The organism is Mucilaginibacter sp., from assembly GCF_028288105.1.
Classification (GTDB): domain Bacteria; phylum Bacteroidota; class Bacteroidia; order Sphingobacteriales; family Sphingobacteriaceae; genus Mucilaginibacter.
Genome location: NZ_JAQBOI010000266.1, coordinates 1 through 19,096 on the forward strand (window position 1 = coordinate 1; position 19,096 = coordinate 19,096).

General features: G+C 41.3%; 14 protein-coding genes. 11 read left to right on the forward strand and 3 right to left on the reverse strand.

Features of this window, described 5'->3' with window-relative positions; genetic code table 11:
* The 8 genes from JWQ85_RS17925 to JWQ85_RS17960 form a co-directional block, all read left to right on the forward strand.
* Positions 1-668, forward strand: a 668-nt coding sequence (locus JWQ85_RS17925) for an ROK family protein (RefSeq protein ID WP_299470378.1), incomplete at its 5' end; no start/stop codon positions are given.
* A 109-nt stretch (positions 669-777) separates the two neighbouring features.
* Positions 778-3,855, forward strand: coding sequence for a SusC/RagA family TonB-linked outer membrane protein (locus tag JWQ85_RS17930; protein ID WP_299470379.1), 3,078 nt, complete (start codon positions 778-780; stop codon positions 3,853-3,855).
* Between the two features lie 30 nt (positions 3,856-3,885).
* Entirely contained in the window at positions 3,886-5,802 is a 1,917-nt protein-coding gene (locus tag JWQ85_RS17935; protein ID WP_299470380.1) for a SusD/RagB family nutrient-binding outer membrane lipoprotein, read from the forward strand.
* A gap of 191 nt (positions 5,803-5,993) precedes the next feature.
* Positions 5,994-6,689, forward strand: a complete 696-nt coding sequence (locus tag JWQ85_RS17940) for a response regulator transcription factor (protein WP_299470381.1) — start codon at positions 5,994-5,996, stop codon at positions 6,687-6,689.
* Positions 6,686-8,011 carry a HAMP domain-containing sensor histidine kinase gene (locus JWQ85_RS17945; protein WP_299470382.1) on the forward strand — a complete coding sequence of 442 codons (1,326 nt, stop codon included), beginning with the start codon at positions 6,686-6,688 and terminating at the stop codon, positions 8,009-8,011. The genes JWQ85_RS17940 and JWQ85_RS17945 overlap by 4 nt, the downstream gene beginning before the upstream one ends.
* Positions 8,012-8,134: 123 nt before the next feature.
* Positions 8,135-9,529: a TolC family protein gene (locus tag JWQ85_RS17950; protein WP_299470383.1), complete on the forward strand. Its 1,395-nt coding sequence runs from the start codon at positions 8,135-8,137 to the stop codon at positions 9,527-9,529.
* Positions 9,530-9,538: 9 nt separating this feature from the next.
* Positions 9,539-12,817: an efflux RND transporter permease subunit gene (locus JWQ85_RS17955; protein WP_299470384.1), complete on the forward strand. Its 3,279-nt coding sequence runs from the start codon at positions 9,539-9,541 to the stop codon at positions 12,815-12,817.
* 5 nt (positions 12,818-12,822) lie between these two features.
* The gene (locus JWQ85_RS17960; RefSeq protein ID WP_299470385.1) at positions 12,823-13,929 is read left to right on the forward strand and encodes an efflux RND transporter periplasmic adaptor subunit; all 1,107 of its coding nucleotides are present in this window, start codon (positions 12,823-12,825) and stop codon (positions 13,927-13,929) included.
* A 487-nt stretch (positions 13,930-14,416) separates the two neighbouring features.
* Here JWQ85_RS17960 and rpiA read toward each other — a convergent pair whose 3' ends face one another.
* The 3 genes from rpiA to JWQ85_RS17975 all read right to left on the reverse strand — a co-directional run bounded on the left by rpiA (position 14,417) and on the right by JWQ85_RS17975 (position 16,543).
* Entirely contained in the window at positions 14,417-15,112 is a 696-nt protein-coding gene (rpiA, locus tag JWQ85_RS17965) for a ribose 5-phosphate isomerase A (protein WP_299470386.1), read from the reverse strand.
* A gap of 72 nt (positions 15,113-15,184) precedes the next feature.
* Positions 15,185-15,979, reverse strand: coding sequence for an NIPSNAP family protein (locus JWQ85_RS17970; protein WP_299470387.1), 795 nt, complete (start codon positions 15,977-15,979; stop codon positions 15,185-15,187).
* A 210-nt stretch (positions 15,980-16,189) separates the two neighbouring features.
* On the reverse strand, positions 16,190-16,543 hold the full coding sequence (locus JWQ85_RS17975; protein ID WP_299470388.1) for a helix-turn-helix domain-containing protein: 354 nt from the start codon (positions 16,541-16,543) through the stop codon (positions 16,190-16,192).
* 162 nt (positions 16,544-16,705) lie between these two features.
* On the opposite strand from JWQ85_RS17975, the gene JWQ85_RS17980 reads away from it, so the two are divergent.
* From JWQ85_RS17980 to JWQ85_RS17990, 3 genes are all read left to right on the forward strand, one after another.
* The gene (locus JWQ85_RS17980) at positions 16,706-17,698 is read left to right on the forward strand and encodes an aldo/keto reductase (RefSeq protein ID WP_299470389.1); all 993 of its coding nucleotides are present in this window, start codon (positions 16,706-16,708) and stop codon (positions 17,696-17,698) included.
* Positions 17,699-17,935: 237 nt separating this feature from the next.
* On the forward strand, positions 17,936-18,574 hold the full coding sequence (locus tag JWQ85_RS17985) for a (2Fe-2S)-binding protein (RefSeq protein WP_299470390.1): 639 nt from the start codon (positions 17,936-17,938) through the stop codon (positions 18,572-18,574).
* The coding region (locus tag JWQ85_RS17990) for an FAD binding domain-containing protein (RefSeq protein WP_299470391.1) at positions 18,571-19,096 on the forward strand (526 nt) is incomplete at its 3' end. The genes JWQ85_RS17985 and JWQ85_RS17990, both read left to right, overlap by 4 nt.

A 19,096-nucleotide genomic window follows, 5' to 3' on the forward strand; every position in this document is an offset into this window, starting at 1 on the left:
TTTCTCAAGAACTTAACCTGCCTGTATTTATAGACAACGACTCCAGTTTAATTGCCTTAGCCGAACTGAAGTTTGGTGCCGGGAGGAATTTGAAAGACGTTTTAGTTGTAAATGTAGGCTGGGGAACGGGGCTGGGGATGATCGTAAATGGCAGCCTTTTTAGGGGGCACAGCGGCTACGCCGGAGAATTTAGCCACATCCCCCTGTCGCAAAGCAACAAGATCTGCTCATGTGGAAAACGAGGATGTTTGGAAGTGGACACCTCTTTATTAGTTCTGCTCGAGCGTTCGAAAGCTGAAATGGACGCTGGCGTCAGTTCCAGTATGGAACTGGTTTATAAGGAAACCGGCAATCTGTCTGGCGATCACTTTTTGCAAGCTGCCAAATCTGGCGACCCTCTGGCGGTATCTATACTTTCAGATGCCGCATTCCTGATCGGTAAAGGCATGTCCACCCTAATACATATCATGAATCCAAAGCTTATAGTTTTAAGTGGAAGGGGGGCAATTGCGGGTAAAATTTTGATGGCGCCAATACAACAAGCCATTAATGAGTTTTGTATCCCCTGGCTTGCCGAACAAACAGAAATTCAGGTATCAGCACTGGCCTCAGAATCTGAACTTTTAGGGGCCGCAACATTAGTAATAGAGAACTGCAGCTTCAATTAACAAAGACACATTTAAATAAACCATATAACAAACCATATAATCGTTAACCCTTAAAACCTAAAAAATGAAACAAATGTACTTAAGGTGTACAGCTCTATTGCTATTCAGCATGATAACAATAGCCGCTTATGCACAAAAAACAGTTACCGGGACGGTGACTGAAACCTCTGGCCAAGCCCTTCCCGGGGTAAGTGTGGCAGAAAAGGGGACAACAAATGGTGTATCTACCAGCGTAGATGGTAAGTTTAGCCTATCGGTTAAGCCGGGTGCTGTATTAACTTTTTCTTTTATTGGCTTTAAAACTAAAGAAGTAACAGTTGGCGCAGAAGCAACTATAAATGTTGTTTTAGAGAGTGGTGAAAATGCCCTTACTGAAGTTGTTGTAACAGCTTTAGGTATTAAAAGGGAAAAGAAATCATTAGGATACTCTGTTCAGGAATTAAAGGGACAAACGCTGGCAAATACAAAAGAGCCAAACTTTGTTAATTCTCTTTCTGGCCAGGTGGCGGGTTTGCAAATTACCCGTTCGGCTAATGGCCCCGGTGCATCTTCCAGGATCACACTAAGGGGTAATAATTCATTAACCGGTGATAACCAACCTTTAATTGTTGTTGATGGTGTACCAATGGATAACTTTATTGGTAACGAGATTAATGGTCAGGGCAATCGCAATAACGATTATTATAACCCAAGCAGGGATATGGGTAACGGTTTAGCCGATATCAATGCGGAAGATATTGAAAGTATCAGCGTATTAAAAGGTCCTTCGGCGGCAGCGCTTTATGGTTCAAGGGCCGGTAATGGTGCAATTTTAATTACCACCAAAACGGGTAAAACACAAGGCGGTTTAGGCATAACCCTTACTTCATCAATTGGCGTTGAAGATATTTTTGCGAGGCCAAAAATGCAAACCCAGTTTGGGCAAGGTACCCAAGGCAAGTATGATGCAACATCTACGCTTAGCTGGGGTGAAAAAAATAGCGGCCAAACCCAAACAAAAACAGATGGTTCAACCTTTGCTCAAAACTATAACGACAACATCGGTAATTTTTTCCAAACCGGTTTAACATCAAACCAGGGAATATCATTACAACAGCAATACAAATCAACTTCGGTTTATACTTCATACAATCGTTTGGATGACAAAAGTTATATCCCGGGTGCTAAACTTATCCGTAACAACCTAATGGCACGCACCGTTAGTAAGTTTGGAAGTAACGACAGGTGGACTGTTGATACCAAAGTTCAGTACATCAACTCAACCGCGCGTAACCGCCCTCAGGCAGGTTATAACCCTAATAACTATTTTTATTATTTACAGACGCTGCCTACCTCAATTAACGTATTAGATTATAAAAATCCGTTAAATGCAGCCGGTAACATGAATTGGTGGCACGATGGGCAGGACTTAAGCCCATACTGGGCCTCTAAGTATGTTCAAAACCAGGATGTAAGGAACAGGTTCCTGTTAAATGCAACAATTAAATATCGATTTAATAATTGGTTAAGCTTTGAAGGTAAAGGTGGTGCAGATACTTACAGCACAAACTCTGATAGCAGGCAATATGCAGGTGCTACAGCAACTTCAACAGGCTCATACGGTTTGCGTAAAACAACATTTACAGAAACCAACTACAGTGGTTTACTATTGGCTAAAAAAGATAACCTGATTGGTAAATGGGGTGTAAGCGCAACTTTGGGCGGTAACTTAATGAACCAGCAACAGTCTTTCTTTAGTGGAAGCGCCGGAACGTTAACTGTACCAAACCTTTTTGCAATAACCAATGCGGTAGGTAACCCGGGCCTTGATCAGGGCTTATTCAAGCATAATATTTATTCAGTTTATGGATCATTAGGCATAAACTATGACCAGGTATTATTTATAGATGGTACTGCAAGAAACGACTGGACCACTACATTGATCGCAGCAAACAGATCATATTTTTATCCATCTGTGAGTACAGCGTTTGTGTTCTCAGAAGCGTTGAATAAAAACGGTAGTTTACCATCATGGATAACTTATGGTAAAATTAGAGGATCATTTGCATCGGTAGGTAATGATTTACCTCCATATAAATTATATAATACTTATTCAATCAGCAAAGACCCGAATAATAATACCAATGCTAGCCGTAATGACGTATTGTATGATCCAAATGTGAAAAGCGAGCTGATCAAGTCATACGAAGCGGGTTTGGAAATGCGCTTTTTTGACAGCCGTTTAGGATTTGACGTTTCCGTTTATAAATCAAATTCTACCAGGCAATTGCTTGACCTGCCAATGGATCCATTAAGCGGCTATTCATTCCGTAAAATTAATGCAGGTAATATCCAAAATAAGGGTATAGAGTTAATGGTTGACGGTAAAATTTTAAGGAGTAACGATGGCTTTAACTGGAATACTACGGTTAACTTCTCTCTGAACAGAAACCTTATTAAAGAGTTAACCCCAGATGTTAAGATGTACCCATTAGGTACCTACGATAACCTTTCTATTTTAGCGCAAGAAGGAGAGCTTTATGGTGCTATTTATGGTTCAAGCTTTAAAAGGGTAAATGACCCAAGCAGCCCGTATAATGGCCAACTGCTATTATCTGATGCCGGTTTACCACAGGTTGGCGATACCAAACTTTTGGGTAACCAACAAGCAACAAGCCTATTAGGTGTAACCAACTCTTTCTCTTATAAAAATGTTAGTTTTTCGTTCCTGGTTGATGCACGTTTTGGCGGTAAGATCTTCTCAAGCACTATAGCACACATGGAAGCTTCCGGTACATCAAATAAAACAGTAGTAAACGGCGACAGGGCAAATATTGTAGTACCGGGTGTAATTCAAAGCGGATCTACATATGTAGCGAATACTAAAGAAGTTAACCCACAATTATACTGGCAGGCAGTTACTACCGGTAACCAGGGTATTACCGAGGCAAACTTGTATGATGCATCAAACATACGTGTTAGAAATGTGCAGTTAAATTATGACCTTTCTAAAAACTTTTTATCGCGTATAGGTATACAAAGGGCACGCGTTGGTGTTTCTGCAAATAACCTGTGGTTAATAAAAAGCCATATGAACGGCTTAGACCCTGAGACTGTTTATGCTACAGGAAGTAACGCAACCGGTTACGAAAGCGGAAGTGCGCCTACCACACGCACATTTTTACTTAACTTAACTATTGGTTTCTAATACCACATTAAAAAGAAAAAATTCATAGATATGAAAACGATATTAAAAAAATCATGCCTTGTGCTTACAGCTACAATGATGCTGGCGTCGTGCAAGAAGTTTGATGAGATAAATAATGATCCGTTCGCTGCAAGTGCAGATCAGGTTCAGACTGAGTATTTTATTAATAATTCGATTATAGGTGCCCAGCAAGATCCGGGCCTGTCAGAACGTATATTCGTGCTGTACTGGGTTCCCGGGGGCCGCGGCCAACAGGATGAGGATGGTGAAACATTCTCTCAGGGTTCATTTGTTGATGATTGGGCGTCTGAGTATTACAGGCAATCATCACAATGGCAAAATAACATTAATACAGCCATACAAATTGGTGCCGACCAAATTGCAAAAGGTACATCAAAACCATATACTAACAACCTGATACAGGTTGCAAGGATCTGGAGGGCTTATTTAATGAGCGAGTTTAGTGATACTTTTGGCCCAATGCCAACGGATGCTTTTCAAGGAAAAAACCCTGAATTTCAGGACGTAAAAACGGTTTATTATTTTGCGCTTACTGAGCTTAAAGATGCAGCTTCAAAACTTGATCTTTCAATAACCAATACGGATGTGGTGAATAAAGAAGACCCGGCGTATGGTTATAATTATGCTAAATGGCGTAAATATGCTAACTCAATGCGTATGCGTTTAGCTATGAGATTATCGGAAGTTGATGCATCAAAAGCCGAAGCTGAGTTTACAGATGCTGCCGCAGGTGGTGATTATATTACAGATGCTGCTGATATGTTTGCTATACAGGAATTACCAAACAGCTATAACCCGCTTAGCAGTGTTTTTAGAAAAGAATCGTCATGGATGGGCTTGCCAATATCTGCAACTTACAATAACCTGGCCGTTGGTTTGGGTAGTGTAAAATCTGCAGATCAGTTAGGTGCTGCTTTCCAGTCTGCAATTAAACCTGCTGATTGGTTAGGACAAAGGTATACCGACCAGCTTGCTACTAAAACCAACGACCCAATGGCTGGTTACTGGTTAAATGGCTTACCTAATACTATTGACCCGCGTGCTTATAAAATTTTCAGCATTCCCGGTGATATAACAAATGTAAATTACCCGGCTATAGGTGGTTCATTCACTAGTTTTACCGGTCCAATTAAAGATGCGTCGGGCGCTACCTTAAAAACGCTTAACGCTAAATATACTTGGAACGCTAAAGCTGACGGTAATTGGGGTGGAAAAACAGCACTTAATCAACCTATTGTTACCAATGGATGTAAACCATTAACCAATTTAATTTACAGAAATGGTACAAACAAAAGAGTATTTTTTGGCCCTTGGGAAACCTATTTCTTGTTAGCAGAAGCCGCAGAACGTGGCTGGGCATCGCCTGTTGCTGCTAAAACAGCTTACGAAACCGGTGTTACAAAAAGCTTTGAATACTTTGGTACTTCAGCAAATTTAAGCACCTACCTGGCATCTACAGATTATAACCGCGCAGGTACATCTGTTAACTGGGATAATGTAACAGAACCACCTGCAACACATACAATGAATTACGAGGATGGCATAAGCGGCGCAGCCGGGACCGTTGCTGTTGCTTATCCTAAAAATGATTTATATAAATCTGGCGCGGTTAAAAATGACCACCTAACCAAAATTATTACCCAGAAATATCTGGCGCAATTACCTTGGCTGCCTTTAGAAACATGGAGCGACCACAGAAGGTTAGGTTTGCCTTTCTTTGAAAACCCTGCGGTTGAAGAGACCATGCCAGATCTGCCTGCTTTAAACAGCGGTAACTATATGACTGGTAATATTAAATTTTTACCTCAGCGTTTAAAATATCCATCCAGCTTAAAAAATAGTAATGCGGCCGGATACAATAAAGCGCTTGCTTCTTTAAACGGAGCAGATGCTGTTTTAACACCACTGTGGTGGGCACAGCACTAATTAGTGTTTTGATTTAAGGAAAAAGGGGTGCCAAAAGCACCTCTTTTTTGTTTAAATAAAGTTTTACTTAAATTATAATAAGCCAAATAGTCTTTATAATTCAGGGTAGCAGTTCACAAAACCTTGTATCATTTAAATGGCATATTTATTCACTTCAAAATTATTTCAAGATTGAATCATAAATTTGAAAAATGAAAGTACTTGCCTTAGAGGATAATAAAGAGCTTGCGCGTAGCATCCGTGATTTTCTTTCTCTGGCAGGCTATATTTGTGAGCTGGCAGGTAGTGTTGAAGAAGCAAAGAATAAACTGCTTACTTTTTCGTATGATTGTATTTTGCTTGATATTATGCTGCCCGATGGTAACGGGCTCGATCTGCTGGAATTTATAAAGGCCGAAAATATTCAAAGTGGTGTGCTTATTATATCGGCCAAAGAAGCCCTTGATGATAAAGTAAAAGGCCTGGAAGGCGGCGCTGATGATTACCTTACCAAACCCTTTCACTTATCTGAACTGCATGCGCGCTTACGGGCTATATACCGGCGCAAAAGTTTAAATGTAAGCAATAACAATATAATCTCTTATAATGGGATAAGCCTTAATACCGATACCTTTGAAGCATTTATTAATAATCAGCTGCTTGATATTACCCGTAAGGAGTTTGAATTGCTGATGTATTTTATGGTAAATAAGAACCGGGTACTGTCAAGGCAGGCAATTGCCGCCCATTTATGGGGCGATTATACAGATAATTTAGCAAATCTGGATTTTGTGTATCAGCATGTTAAAAATTTGCGAAGAAAAATAAGTTTAATTAATGGTACTGATTATATTGATACAATTTATGGTTTAGGTTATAGGTTTAAATCAACCGAAACAGAGATATGAAATTAGTTGATAAATTAACATTGTGGTTGGTAGGGGTTGTGTTTTTGGTAACACCAATAAGCATGGTCATATCATACCGCAGTATAAGGGATAACATACACGAGGCAGAGATCAATAGGCTGCAGGATGTGAACGATAAAGTAGCAAGCCAGATACGTGCCGGTATCCCACCGCACAAATATATCCTGGATAGGCCTATTGATATTAAAAAAATAGGTGTTATGCCCGCTTTGCAAACAAATGCAAGCAGCCACAATTTTTACAATCCCGAACTTAAACGCGATGAGTGCCGCCTTGACGTGGTATCCTATTATAAAATAAACAACGCTGTTTACAGCATCTCAACCTATAACTACATTGCACGCAGCCAGCTAATAGTACAGGGTATGATGCGCGCTTTGCTTTGGAAAATGTTGCTGATAATTGTTGGTGTGGCAGTTACCGCGCGTTTTATTTCGCGATACGTTTTTTCATCTTTCGAGAAAACATTAAACATCATCAAATCATTCAGCCTTAGGCAAAAAGAAAAAATTGTATTGCCCCCTACCACTACTGCAGAATTTAAGCAGCTGAACTTCTTTTTAAAGAAGATGACCGATATAGCCCTCGAAGATTACTCGCGGGTTAAGGAATTTAGCGAAAATGCATCGCACGAAGTGCAAACCCCACTGGCAGTTATCCGCAGCAAACTAGAATTATTAGCCGAAACCAGTATCAACGAAACCCAGGCCATTTTAATGGACGATATGCAAAACGCTGTTGAAAGATTAGTGAAGATAAATCGCTCGCTGCTGCTGCTAACCAAGCTGGATAATTTTGAATTTGAGGTAAATGAAAGCATCACATTCTGCAAAATAGCCAAAGAATCAATACGTTCATTTGATCACTGGATCCAGTTAAAAAACATTAACGTAATTCAAAAGTTTGATAAAGAGGTTACGCTCCAGATCCACCCTTCGCTGGCCGAAATATTGGTAAGCAACCTGCTTAGCAATGCTATCCGATATAATGTTGATGGCGGACAGATAATTCTTACCCTCACAAAAAACGCCTTTATTGTAACCAACACCGGCCTGCCACCTCAAATTGAACCCGAATTACTGTTTCGCCGGTTTAAAAAAAGTAACCAAAGCGCCGATAGCATTGGGCTGGGCTTATCTATAGTAAAACAAATTTGTACGGTTAATAACTTTAAGGTGAATTATCATTATGGCAATGGCCTGCATACCTTACGGGTTGATTTCACTGAACAACAACCGGTTATAAAGGCACCGGAAGAAACCACAGAATTTATTTTTAACGAAAACACAGTACTTGCGTAATTTTATTGTAAAAAATTCAATACAACTGCCGTTTTAGTATCAATACTTCAAGTTTGCTTCAAAATCATGTTTTAATCTTGCCTTAAGGATTACTACAGCAGTACCGCAAACTTGGGGTTTTACATGAAGATATTACAGCCTTTATTTCTATTATCTGTTTTACTACTTGCAGATAGTGCAAAAGCACAACAAAAACTAACTTTAAAAGACGCTATACAGCAGGCAGTTACCAATTATGGTACCGTAAAAGCCAAAGCCAACTATGCCAATGCTTCAAAAGCCGGTGTAACACAAGCCAAGCGCGATTACCTTCCAAATTTAAATATAGGCGTACAGCAAGATTATGGTACGGTTAACAGCCAAAATGGTCCGTTATATGGTTTTGGAGGATTAACTGCTGCTTCATCAGGCCCTGCACTTGATCGCCAAAACTGGAATGCTGCTTTTGGCGCTTTGTACCTTACCAACGTTAACTGGGACTTTTTTGCATTTGGCCGCAGTAAAGAAAAAATAAAAACAGCACAGGCAGCAGCCATAAGAGACAATAATGATTTGCAGCAGGAAATTTTTCAGCAAAAAGTACGGGTTTCGGCAGCATACCTTAACCTGTTGGCCGCCCAAAGGCTAACCGCATCATACAGGAACAATTTAAACCGGGCCGATACATTTAGGCAGGTGGTGGCATCAAGGGCAAAAGGTGGCCTTATAGCCGGTGTAGATTCATCACAAGCCAATGCAGAGATATCCGGCGCAAAAATATTACTTACCCAGGCGGTTGATGCCGAACAGCTGCAGGCCAAAAACCTTGCGGTGTTGATAGGAACGGATGGTCATGATTTTGTGTTGGATACGTCGTTTATTGTGCAGGTTCCGCCACATATTATGGCTGCTACCACACCCGATGGTATCAATAACCATCCATTATTAAACTGGTACAAAAGCCGTATTGATGTAAGCGACAGGCTGGCGGCATATTACAAAACCTTTAATTACCCTGTATTTTCGTTAGTAGGTGTTTTTCAAACAAGGGGTTCGGGTTTTAATAGTGGTTATGCGCTCGATCAAACCGCTTACACAAGCAGTTACGCTGATGGTATAAAGCCAACCCGGTCCAACTATCTGATAGGCGTAGGGGTAACCTGGAACCTTACGCAACCGCTTCGTATATCACAGCAGGTTAAATCTCAAAAATACATTAGTCAGGGCTTACAGGACGAATATGATCAGACAAAACTGGAACTGAACGCGCAGCTAAACCTGTCAAACTCAAGAATAAAAAATGCCCTGTCTAACTATCGTGAAGTGCCGATACAAATAAAGGCCGCATCTGATGCATGGACACAAAAATCGGTATTGTATAAAAATGGCCTATCTAACCTGGTTGATGTTACGCAGGCCCGTTATGCTTTAATACGTGCCGAAACAGACAGGGATATTGCCTATAACAATGTGTGGCAGGCATTACTGTTAAAAGCTGCCGCCGAGGGCGATTTCAACCTATTTTTAAATGAACTTTAATCTACAATAATGAATTTAATTCGTTTTGCGCTACGTAAGCCCATCACCATAATGGTACTGGTTGCCGGCTTGTTATTCTTCGGGATAAAATCGGCAACAACTATTAAGGTAGATATATTTCCAAAGCTCGATATGCCGGTTATCTATCTCTCGCATCCTTTTTCGGGCTATACTCCAAACCAAATGGAGGCTATGTTTGGTAAGCAGTATATTAATATTATGCTGTTTGTAAATGGTATAAAAAGTATCGAATCGAAAAATATACAGGGCCTAACCCTGATGAAGATAAACTTTTATCCGGGCACCAACATGGCGCAGGCAGCGGCAGAGGTAAGCGCGTTTGCCAACCGCATCCAGGCTGTTTTTCCGCCCGGGTCTAACCCGCCTTTTATTATTCGGTTTGATGCATCTACATTACCGGTTGGCCAGCTTATATTAAGCAGTAACAAACGCAGCAATAACGAATTACTTGATATGGCCAATGTATATGTAAGGGCTTCTTTTACTCAAATACCAGGCCTTGTTACACCCTCGCCATTTGGAGGTAACGTGCGTACGGTAGTAATAAAGGCTGATCCGAGTATGATGCGCTCTCATAACCTAACTATCGATCAGTTGGTTGAGGCTTTAAGGGTAAACAATCTTACCGCTCCATCAGGTAACGTGCGCATAGGCGATAAAAATTATATCACCCCAACCAATACAACCGAACATACCATTAAGGATTTTGAAACCATCCCTTTATTTAAAGGTGGAGTGCAAAACCTTTACCTGAAAGATGTTGCCAGTGTTGAGGATGGTGCCGATGTTACCGCGGGTTACGGTTTGGTTAACGGTAAAAGATCAGTATACCTCAGCATAGCAAAAAATGCCGATGCATCTACTTGGGAAGTGGTGCAGAACTTAAAAAAAGCTATCCCCAAAATACAGGCGCAACTGCCTGCTGATGTTAATATAAGCTACGAGTTTGACCAATCTACCTATGTAATTAACTCAGTAAAAAGCTTGCTTACAGAAGGTGGTATTGGTGCTTTACTTACCGGCTTAATGGTGCTATTGTTTTTAGGCGATGTAAGGGGCGCGTGCATTGTAATATTAACCATACCCATAGCAGTCATATCATCGGTGTTGTTCCTGAACCTGTTTGGGCAAACCATCAATATTATGACACTGAGCGGCCTGGCGCTGGCCATTGGTATCCTGGTGGATGAAAGTACGGTAACCATTGAAAATATACACCAGCATTTTGATATGGGTAAGCCCAAGGCCCTGGCCATTTGGGATGCCTGTAAAGAGATAGCTTTCCCTAAGATGCTTATATTGTTCTGTATTTTGGCTGTGTTTGCACCGGCATTTACCATGGGCGGCATACCCGGCTCATTGTTCCTGCCGCTGGCGCTGGCAATTGGTTTCAGCATGATCATATCATACTTTTTGGCACAAACCTTTGTACCGGTAATGGCCAACTGGTTAATGAAGGTTAAGCATCATAAAAAACCAAATGGCCAGGAAATGACCGATGCCGAAGAGTTTAAAGCATCAGGATTGGATGCAACGGGAGAGCATGATACCTGGGCGCAGAAAAGAGCTTTAGTTGAGCATGAAGATAGCAACCGCGACGGGAAGATCAGCTTCTTTGAAAAGATAAGACAGCGTTATATGCGTTTTATTGATCGCCTTATGCCTATGCGCAAGCCTATTGTAATTGGTTACCTGCTTCTTACTATACTGGCAGCCGGCTTAATGATGGACAGTATTGGGCGCGATGTATTACCAAAAGTAAATGGCAGCCAGTTTCAGGTACGTATACGCGCTACTGAAGGTACCCGTATAGAACGCACCGAAGTGAAAACACTGCATGCAATTGAAGCCATAAAAGGCATTGCCGGCAAAGGCAACGTTGCTATAACTTCGGCTTATGTGGGTACACACCCCAACCTATTCTCTCTTAACCCTGTATTTTTATGGATGGCGCAGCCAAGCGAAGCCGTTATACAGGTAGCATTGAGCGAAGATTATCATCCCAACCTGGATGAATTAAAAGAGAAGATAAGGCAACGGATTGCAAAAGAAATGCCCGATGTGAAACTTTCTTTTGAACCGATAGAGTTGACTGATAAAATATTGAGTCAGGGTTCGCCTACCCCTGTAGAGGTAAGGGTATCGGGTCGTAATAAAAAGTTGAATGAAGAGTATGCCAACAAGCTGATAACCCAGTTAAATAAAATAGATTACCTGCGCGATGTGCAGCTTGGGCAATCAACCAAATATCCATCTATAAACGTTGAGGTAGATAGGGTACGCGCCGCCCAGTTGGGGGTTGATATGAATGATATTTCCCGCTCGCTTGTGGCCTCTACCTCATCATCCCGTTATACCGAAAAGAATATATGGGTAGATGAAAAAACGGGTAATAGTTATGGCGTACAAGTAGATGTGCCCGAAAGTAAAATGGCCAGCATTAGTGACATGGGCGAAACGCCTTTGCTTAGAAACAATAGCCGACCGGTGCTTAGTGATGTAGCAACATTAACTCCGGGTACAACCTATGGAGAAAATGATAACCTGGGTACTATGCCCTTACTATCGGTAACAGCCAACTTAAATAATAAGGACTTGGGTGCGGCAACAAAAGATGTACAAAAAGCAATTAGCGCCCTGGGCGAATTACCCCGGGGATTAAACGTGGAGATGATTGGACTAAGCCAAACATTAACCGATACCATGGATAGTTTAGAAACCGGACTGATCATAGCTATTATAGTAATATTTTTGATGCTGGCGGCTAACTTCCAGTCGTTTAAAGTATCTGCAGTGGTGCTGGCAACGGTGCCCGCGGTAATATTAGGATCGTTGGCCTTACTAATGATGTGCGGGTCAACACTTAATTTGCAATCGTACATGGGTATGATCATGTCTGTTGGGGTATCTATATCCAACGCGGTATTGCTCATTACTAATGCCGAGCAATTGCGCAAGGGCAACGGGGACTCAACCTTATCTGCAAAAGAAGCGGCGGCATTGCGTATGCGCCCAATTGTAATGACCGCCCTTGCTATGGTTGTAGGTATGATACCTATGGCCAGTGGACTCGGCGAAGCCGGCGACCAGTCATCGCCTTTAGGCCGGGCTGTAATAGGTGGTTTAATTGCCTCTACTTTTGCAGCCTTGCTAATACTGCCGCTTGCATTTGCATGGGGCCAGGGTAAAGCCACCACACAAAGCGTATCGTTAGATCCGGAAGATGAAGAAAGCAAATATTATGTTAACACAAACCCCAGCTTATAAGCCTTATGAATAAGTCATCAGTAATAAATTTTATAAAAATACTCTTCGTTGCAGCCACATTAGAGGCGTGCGGTTCAAAAGCAGAAAAAACAGCCACGGTAGAAGAAGCGCCGGCTCAGGAAGTTGTTTCCCTTAAAAAAGGTGTGTTAAGTACATCGCTTGATATGCCCGGCGAACTGGTAGCTCACCAACAGGTTGATCTTTACGCCAAGGTAAGCAGCTTTATAAAAAAGCTGAATGTTGATATTGGCTCTGAAGTACATGCCGGCCAGCTGCTTGCTACAATGGAAGCCCCGGAGTATAATTCGCAACTATCAGGCGCACAATCACGCCTGCAATCGCAGGAAGCCGTTTATCTTTCAAGCAAGGCTACCTATAATCGTTTGCTGGAAACCAGCAAAACCCCGGGCACAGTATCGCCCAACGAATTAGATTTGGCGCTGGCAAAACAAAACTCTGACCTGGCTCAGTTAGAATCGATGCGTGCGGCTTACCGCGAAGTTGGTGACAACAGAAATTACTTGCAGATACGCGCCCCTTTTGATGGTATTATTACGGCACGTAATGTTAGTGCGGGTGCTTATGTGGGCCCGTCTGGTAAAGGGTCTGAGTTGCCTGTATTTACCCTGCAGGAGCAAAAGAAACTGCGCCTTGCAGTAAGTGTACCCGAAAGCTACACAGGCGTTTTAAGTAACAAAAACGAAATTAGTTTTACTGTTAAAGCTTTCCCCGGCGAAAACTTTACAGCCCGTGTTACCCGCCTTGCCGGCGCGCTTGATTCACGCTTGCGTTCGCAACGTACCGAAATGGATGTGATCAATACCAGTAAAAAACTACTACCGGGTATGGTAGCAGAGGTGCACATACCTTTTAGCGGTATAGATGGCACCTTTGTAGTGCCGGCCAAATCTGTGCTTTACTCAACACAAGGTGTTTATGTTATAAAAGTAACGGATAATAAGGCGCATTGGATACCTGTAAAAACAGGCCGGTCTGCAGATGATAAAACAGAAGTATTTGGCCCGCTAAACGAAGGGGATGAAATAGTTAAAGTCGCCAATGAAGAGTTGCGTGATGATGCCGCGATCAAAACAGAAAAATCAAAAAGTTAGTAGGCATAATCAGGGCAAACGCATCAACGCATTGCAGCTTGCATTAACCAAAAAAGTCTGTTCAGTATGGAACAAATCGGAACAAGCCTTAAAACAGTCAACTGTTTATAAATCAATTATTTAGATAAAAATATCCATTTTTGTTTGTGGCTAAATTATGCACCCTAACAAGCCGAACTAAAGCCGAAAAATGACTAAAAAAAGTCGTTTTTTTTATCTGACGGTTTCTTGTTCCATTTCCCAAAAAGTGGAACAAAACACATTTTTTATAGTACATTGTATATGAGGGTATAAAAGAATAATGATGAAGTTTTGTTTAACTACTGACAGGATTTTGTCAGTATTAATAAACTCATTATCAATATGTTCCACCTGTTCCGCTTGTTCCATTCTAAAATGGAACAGAACAATAAATGCTGCACTAATTCAATCGCTATACAGACTCACAAACCTAAAATTTGATGCGTTTGCCCTGTATGCATAATACTCACTTTTTGTAATCCGGATAAATGCTCCGGATACCTTGTTCGCCTGCAATCACTGCTTTGGTGGCCATTCTGTAAAACAAGGAATGGTCAACAATGCCCGGGATCATCTTTATTTGGGTATTTAAAACATCGGGCGCTATCAATTTATTAAAATGTATATCGGCAAGTAAATTGCCATTTTCAGAGATAACAGCGCCATCTTTTTGAGTGCTCATCCTTAAATTAATGGTAGCATCCGGATGATCGTGTTTAAGCTTTTGAAGTACTATTTGCAGGGCCGCAGGTAGTATCTCAATTACCAGCGGATAGGTTGTATCCAGTTGGTCTGTAAATTTCCCTTCGTCACCAATTAAAATAAATTCGTTAGCCATCGAGGCCAGTATCTTTTCGGTGGTATGGATCCCTCCGCCACTTTTTAAGGCATTAAGCTCTTTATCAAACTGATCACATCCGTCAAAGTATATATCCAGGTATTTTAGGTTAGCAGGCGATTGCACCGTTAAACCATGTGCCAATAAATTAGCGGTTGTTTTGAAAGATGACGAAGTGAAAACCAGCGAATTTGCCAACTCGCTTTTTTCGCTGATGAGGGTTATTAAATTAGCGATAGTTGAGCCAGCCCCCAAACCAATTGTTTGACCGGCTTTTATTAAATTTAGTGCTGCTTTTGCAGCCTCCACTTTATAATCAGTCATATATATTGATATTAAATAAAAAAAACCCGGGCATCCGGGCTTCTAATATGGTGAAATTCTGCCTAACGCGGTTTAGAAATCTGAATAAACAACCGGGTGAAGGAAAATGATATCGGCGTGCGATACATTGTTGGCATATTGTGCCTGTGCTGTTAATGCTTTCCAGGCTGGGGCACTACCAAATGCATCCCAGTGTTTGTCCCTGTCTTCTTTACTGTTAAAGGTAGTCATATACATTAAGTTAGGCATATGGCTGCCTGCAATAACTTCGCCGTAAAATACAGCGTTAAACCCCAGGGTTTTAAAAATGTTGATTTCATCGCCTGTGTTAAACATTTTTACCTTATTAATATTGTATTTTTCTGTAGCGCTCTCATAACTGCGCAATTCGTAAACCCTGTCTGTTTTATTAGCTGTAAGATTAGGTACTGCGGTAGATGGCATCCCCGGGAATGCCTGCAATATTATTGTTTCCAGGCGGGTATATGGCGCTTCTTTATAATCAGCATCAATATATTCTTTACCGTCAGCCAGGTATTTAGTATCCTCTTGAATCTTATTTGCACTCCCTACCAAGCTTTCGAACGAAGTGAAGGGGGTGAAAACGTAGATCATCCTGTTGGTATCCTGCTGTGTAACGGGTTTAAAAACACCCACGTTTTTAATACCTGCCCTGTGCATAGCAGGTACATAAGCTTGTTGCAGGTAATGCTCAATTTTATCTTCCTGGCTTTGAGATTTATAATGATATATTTTTAACTGATAATAATTTTTTGCGGGCGCGCCGGCAAATGTAACAGCATACGTAAAAAGCATTAATATAAATGCACAGGTAGAAACAGCAAAGCGGAATGACAGATATCTCATAAAATAATTTAAGGTGTGTAAATATGGTTCATACATAATGCCTTATTAAGAAATTATGTGCGGTAAAAATAGGTTTATGATATATAAAAAAAGAAGGCCTGGCGGCTAATAAATTAATTAGCCCATAAGGAATGCCTTTTAATCGCTGACTTTGTGCTAAGTAATTGGCAAGGAATCAATCTATCTGTACAGGAAGCATAATCCGATAAACTAAAATTGCATTTTATTTTCTGCGAAATCGCACAGCCCGCCTAACAGGTTGCTAAGTTCGGTCCCTTTACCGGTTAGCGTGTATTCTGTTCTTGGCGGGTTGCCCGGGACATAGCTTTTATGGATCAATTCGTGCTGTTCTAAAAACTTTAGCCTGTCGGCAAGTATATGATCGCTGATATGTTCCAGATCATCCTTTAAGCTGGTAAAACGTAAATTTCCTTCCTCTATACTAAAAAGCACTTCGGTCATCCATCTTTTACTCAATAAATAGATCAGTTCGTTCAACGCGCATTTTTCTTCCAGGAACGATTGGTTGTGGAAATTGGTTGAACTTAATTTTCTCTCTGCCATGCTAACTTTTTTATGAGTAACTAATTACTTGTTTACCTGTTGGTCTAAATAACTGTTTATTGTTCCTTTGCAGGTAGATAGTTAGTTAACGTATACAACTACTATGAAATTGCTTAATAATAAGCACAATAAACGAAAAATGTATTTAAATAAAGAATCACTATGAAATATCGCAAGTTAGAAAATACAGATCTATTACTTTCTGAAGTTACTTTTGGTGCCTGGGCTGCCGGTGGATGGATGTGGGGAGGTACCGAACGACAGGAGGCCATTGATGCCATCAGGGTTTCTTATTCACTTGGTGTTACATCTATTGATACTGCCCCCATTTATGGGCAGGGTACCAGTGAAGAAATTGTTGGAGAAGCAATCAAGGGTTTACCCCGTGACCGTTTTCAGCTTTTAACAAAGTATGGCATGCGCTGGGACCTTAAAAAAGGGGATTTTAGTTTCCACAGTAAAAAAAATACCGGCGAAGAGATTGATATTTATAAATATGCCGGCAAGGAAAGTATTATTAAAGAATGTGAAGACAGCTTAAAAAGACTTGGAACGGATTATATTGACCTGTATCAAATTCACTGGCCAGATTCAACCACGCCTATATCAGAAACAATGGAAGCTGTTTCCAGGCTAATTGAACAGGGTAAAGTACGTTACGCCGGCGTTTGTAACTATAACGCCGCTCAAATGGCCGAAGCCGAAAAGTACGTTAGCCTTGCATCAAACCAGGTTCCGTACAGCATGGTGAAACGCAATATTGAAGAAGAACTAATACCATATTGCCTTACGCACCAAAAATCAATTTTAGCTTACAGCCCTTTAGAGCGTGGCCTTTTATCCGGAAAAATGAAACCCGGTTATCAGTTTGCAAGCGGTGATCACCGTAAGGATGTATCGTTTTTTAAAGACGAAAATTTAAGGAGAACAGATGAGTTTTTAAATCGGATAAAGCCAATAGCAGATCAAAAGAATATAACCCTAAGTCAGCTTGTTATATTGTGGACACTTGAGCAGCCGGGTATTACTATAACTCTTGTTGGTGCAAGGAATAAGGAGCAGGCAGCCGAAAATGCCCAAGCGTTAGATACAACCCTTACCAACGATGAAATAGCGATAATCTCTGGGCATCTTGATCAATTGGAGATCGTCTGAGCAATAGCTTCACATACAATGGATGCCAATTAAAAGGTATCCATTGTATCATCCATAAATTGAATATTTTAAAACAAATGGCTTGCTAATTTATTTATTAGTTAAGTATACTGTTTAGATAAAGAGATATATTTTTAAATTTACTGTTGAGCAATATGTTGCTGCTATTTCGGGGTAATTTCCGAAAAAGGCCCATTATACATCTACTTATACGCTTACCTGTTTAATTAATAGATTATGTCTGGTAAAAAACCTTGTATTCCGGCAGAGAGCGAAGAGCTGCTTCACGGAAACCGTAGAGATTTCCTCAAAAAAACATCTTTTTTAACGGCCATGGCCTTAACGCCGGGTACGGTTGTTAAAGCCGCCGAAGATCAATGGGATGAAAAGATAGCCGGAGTTTTTGAGAAAGTATCGTTACATATTGATGTAAACGGTGTAAAACATACCTTATCGGTAGAGCCGCGTGTTACCCTTTTAGATCTGTTGCGCGAGCAACTAAAATTAACCGGTACAAAAAAAGGCTGTGACAGGGGCCAATGCGGGGCCTGTACAGTGCATGTAAATGGCGTACGTGTAAACTCTTGTTTAAGCCTCGCCGTAACTAACGAGGGTAAAAAAATAACAACTATTGAAGGGCTTGCCAATGGCGATGAATTGCACCCAATGCAAGAAGCCTTTATAGAACATGATGGATTTCAATGCGGATATTGTACATCAGGGCAGATCATGTCGGCGGTGGCTTGTATCCATGAGGGGCATGCAGGTTCGGAGGCTGAGATCCGGGAATATATGAGCGGTAATATTTGCCGTTGTGGTGCTTACCCCAATATTGTAAATGCCATACAAGCGGTTAAACAAGGAGGGCGATCATGAACCAGTTTCAATACGTGAGGCCGGCCCAGGTGCCGGGTGCAACAAAGGCTATTACCAATGGACCAAATACCCATTTCCTTGCCGGCGGCACCAATATTATCGATTTGATGAAAATGGGTGTGGTGGTGCCCGAAAGGTTAGTAGATATTAATAACCTGCCATTAAAAAAAATAGAAAGCAATGCAGGTGGTATCAGCATAGGTGCTTTAGCCTCCAATACCGAAGTGTCAGAACATCCGCTTATTAAAGCAAATTTCCCGTTACTGGCGCTTGCTATTAATGCCGGGGCATCGCCCCAGTTAAGAAACATGGCAACGGTAGGTGGTAACCTAATGCAGCGTACCCGGTGCCCATATTTTTTTGATACCGCCATGCCTTGTAATAAGCGCGTGCCGGGATCGGGGTGCGGCGCTTTAGAGGGTTATAACCGTATGCACGCCCTATTTGGGGCCAGCGATAAGTGCATTGCGGTAAACCCAAGCGATATGAACGTAGCTTTAACCGCGCTTGATGCTATAGTGC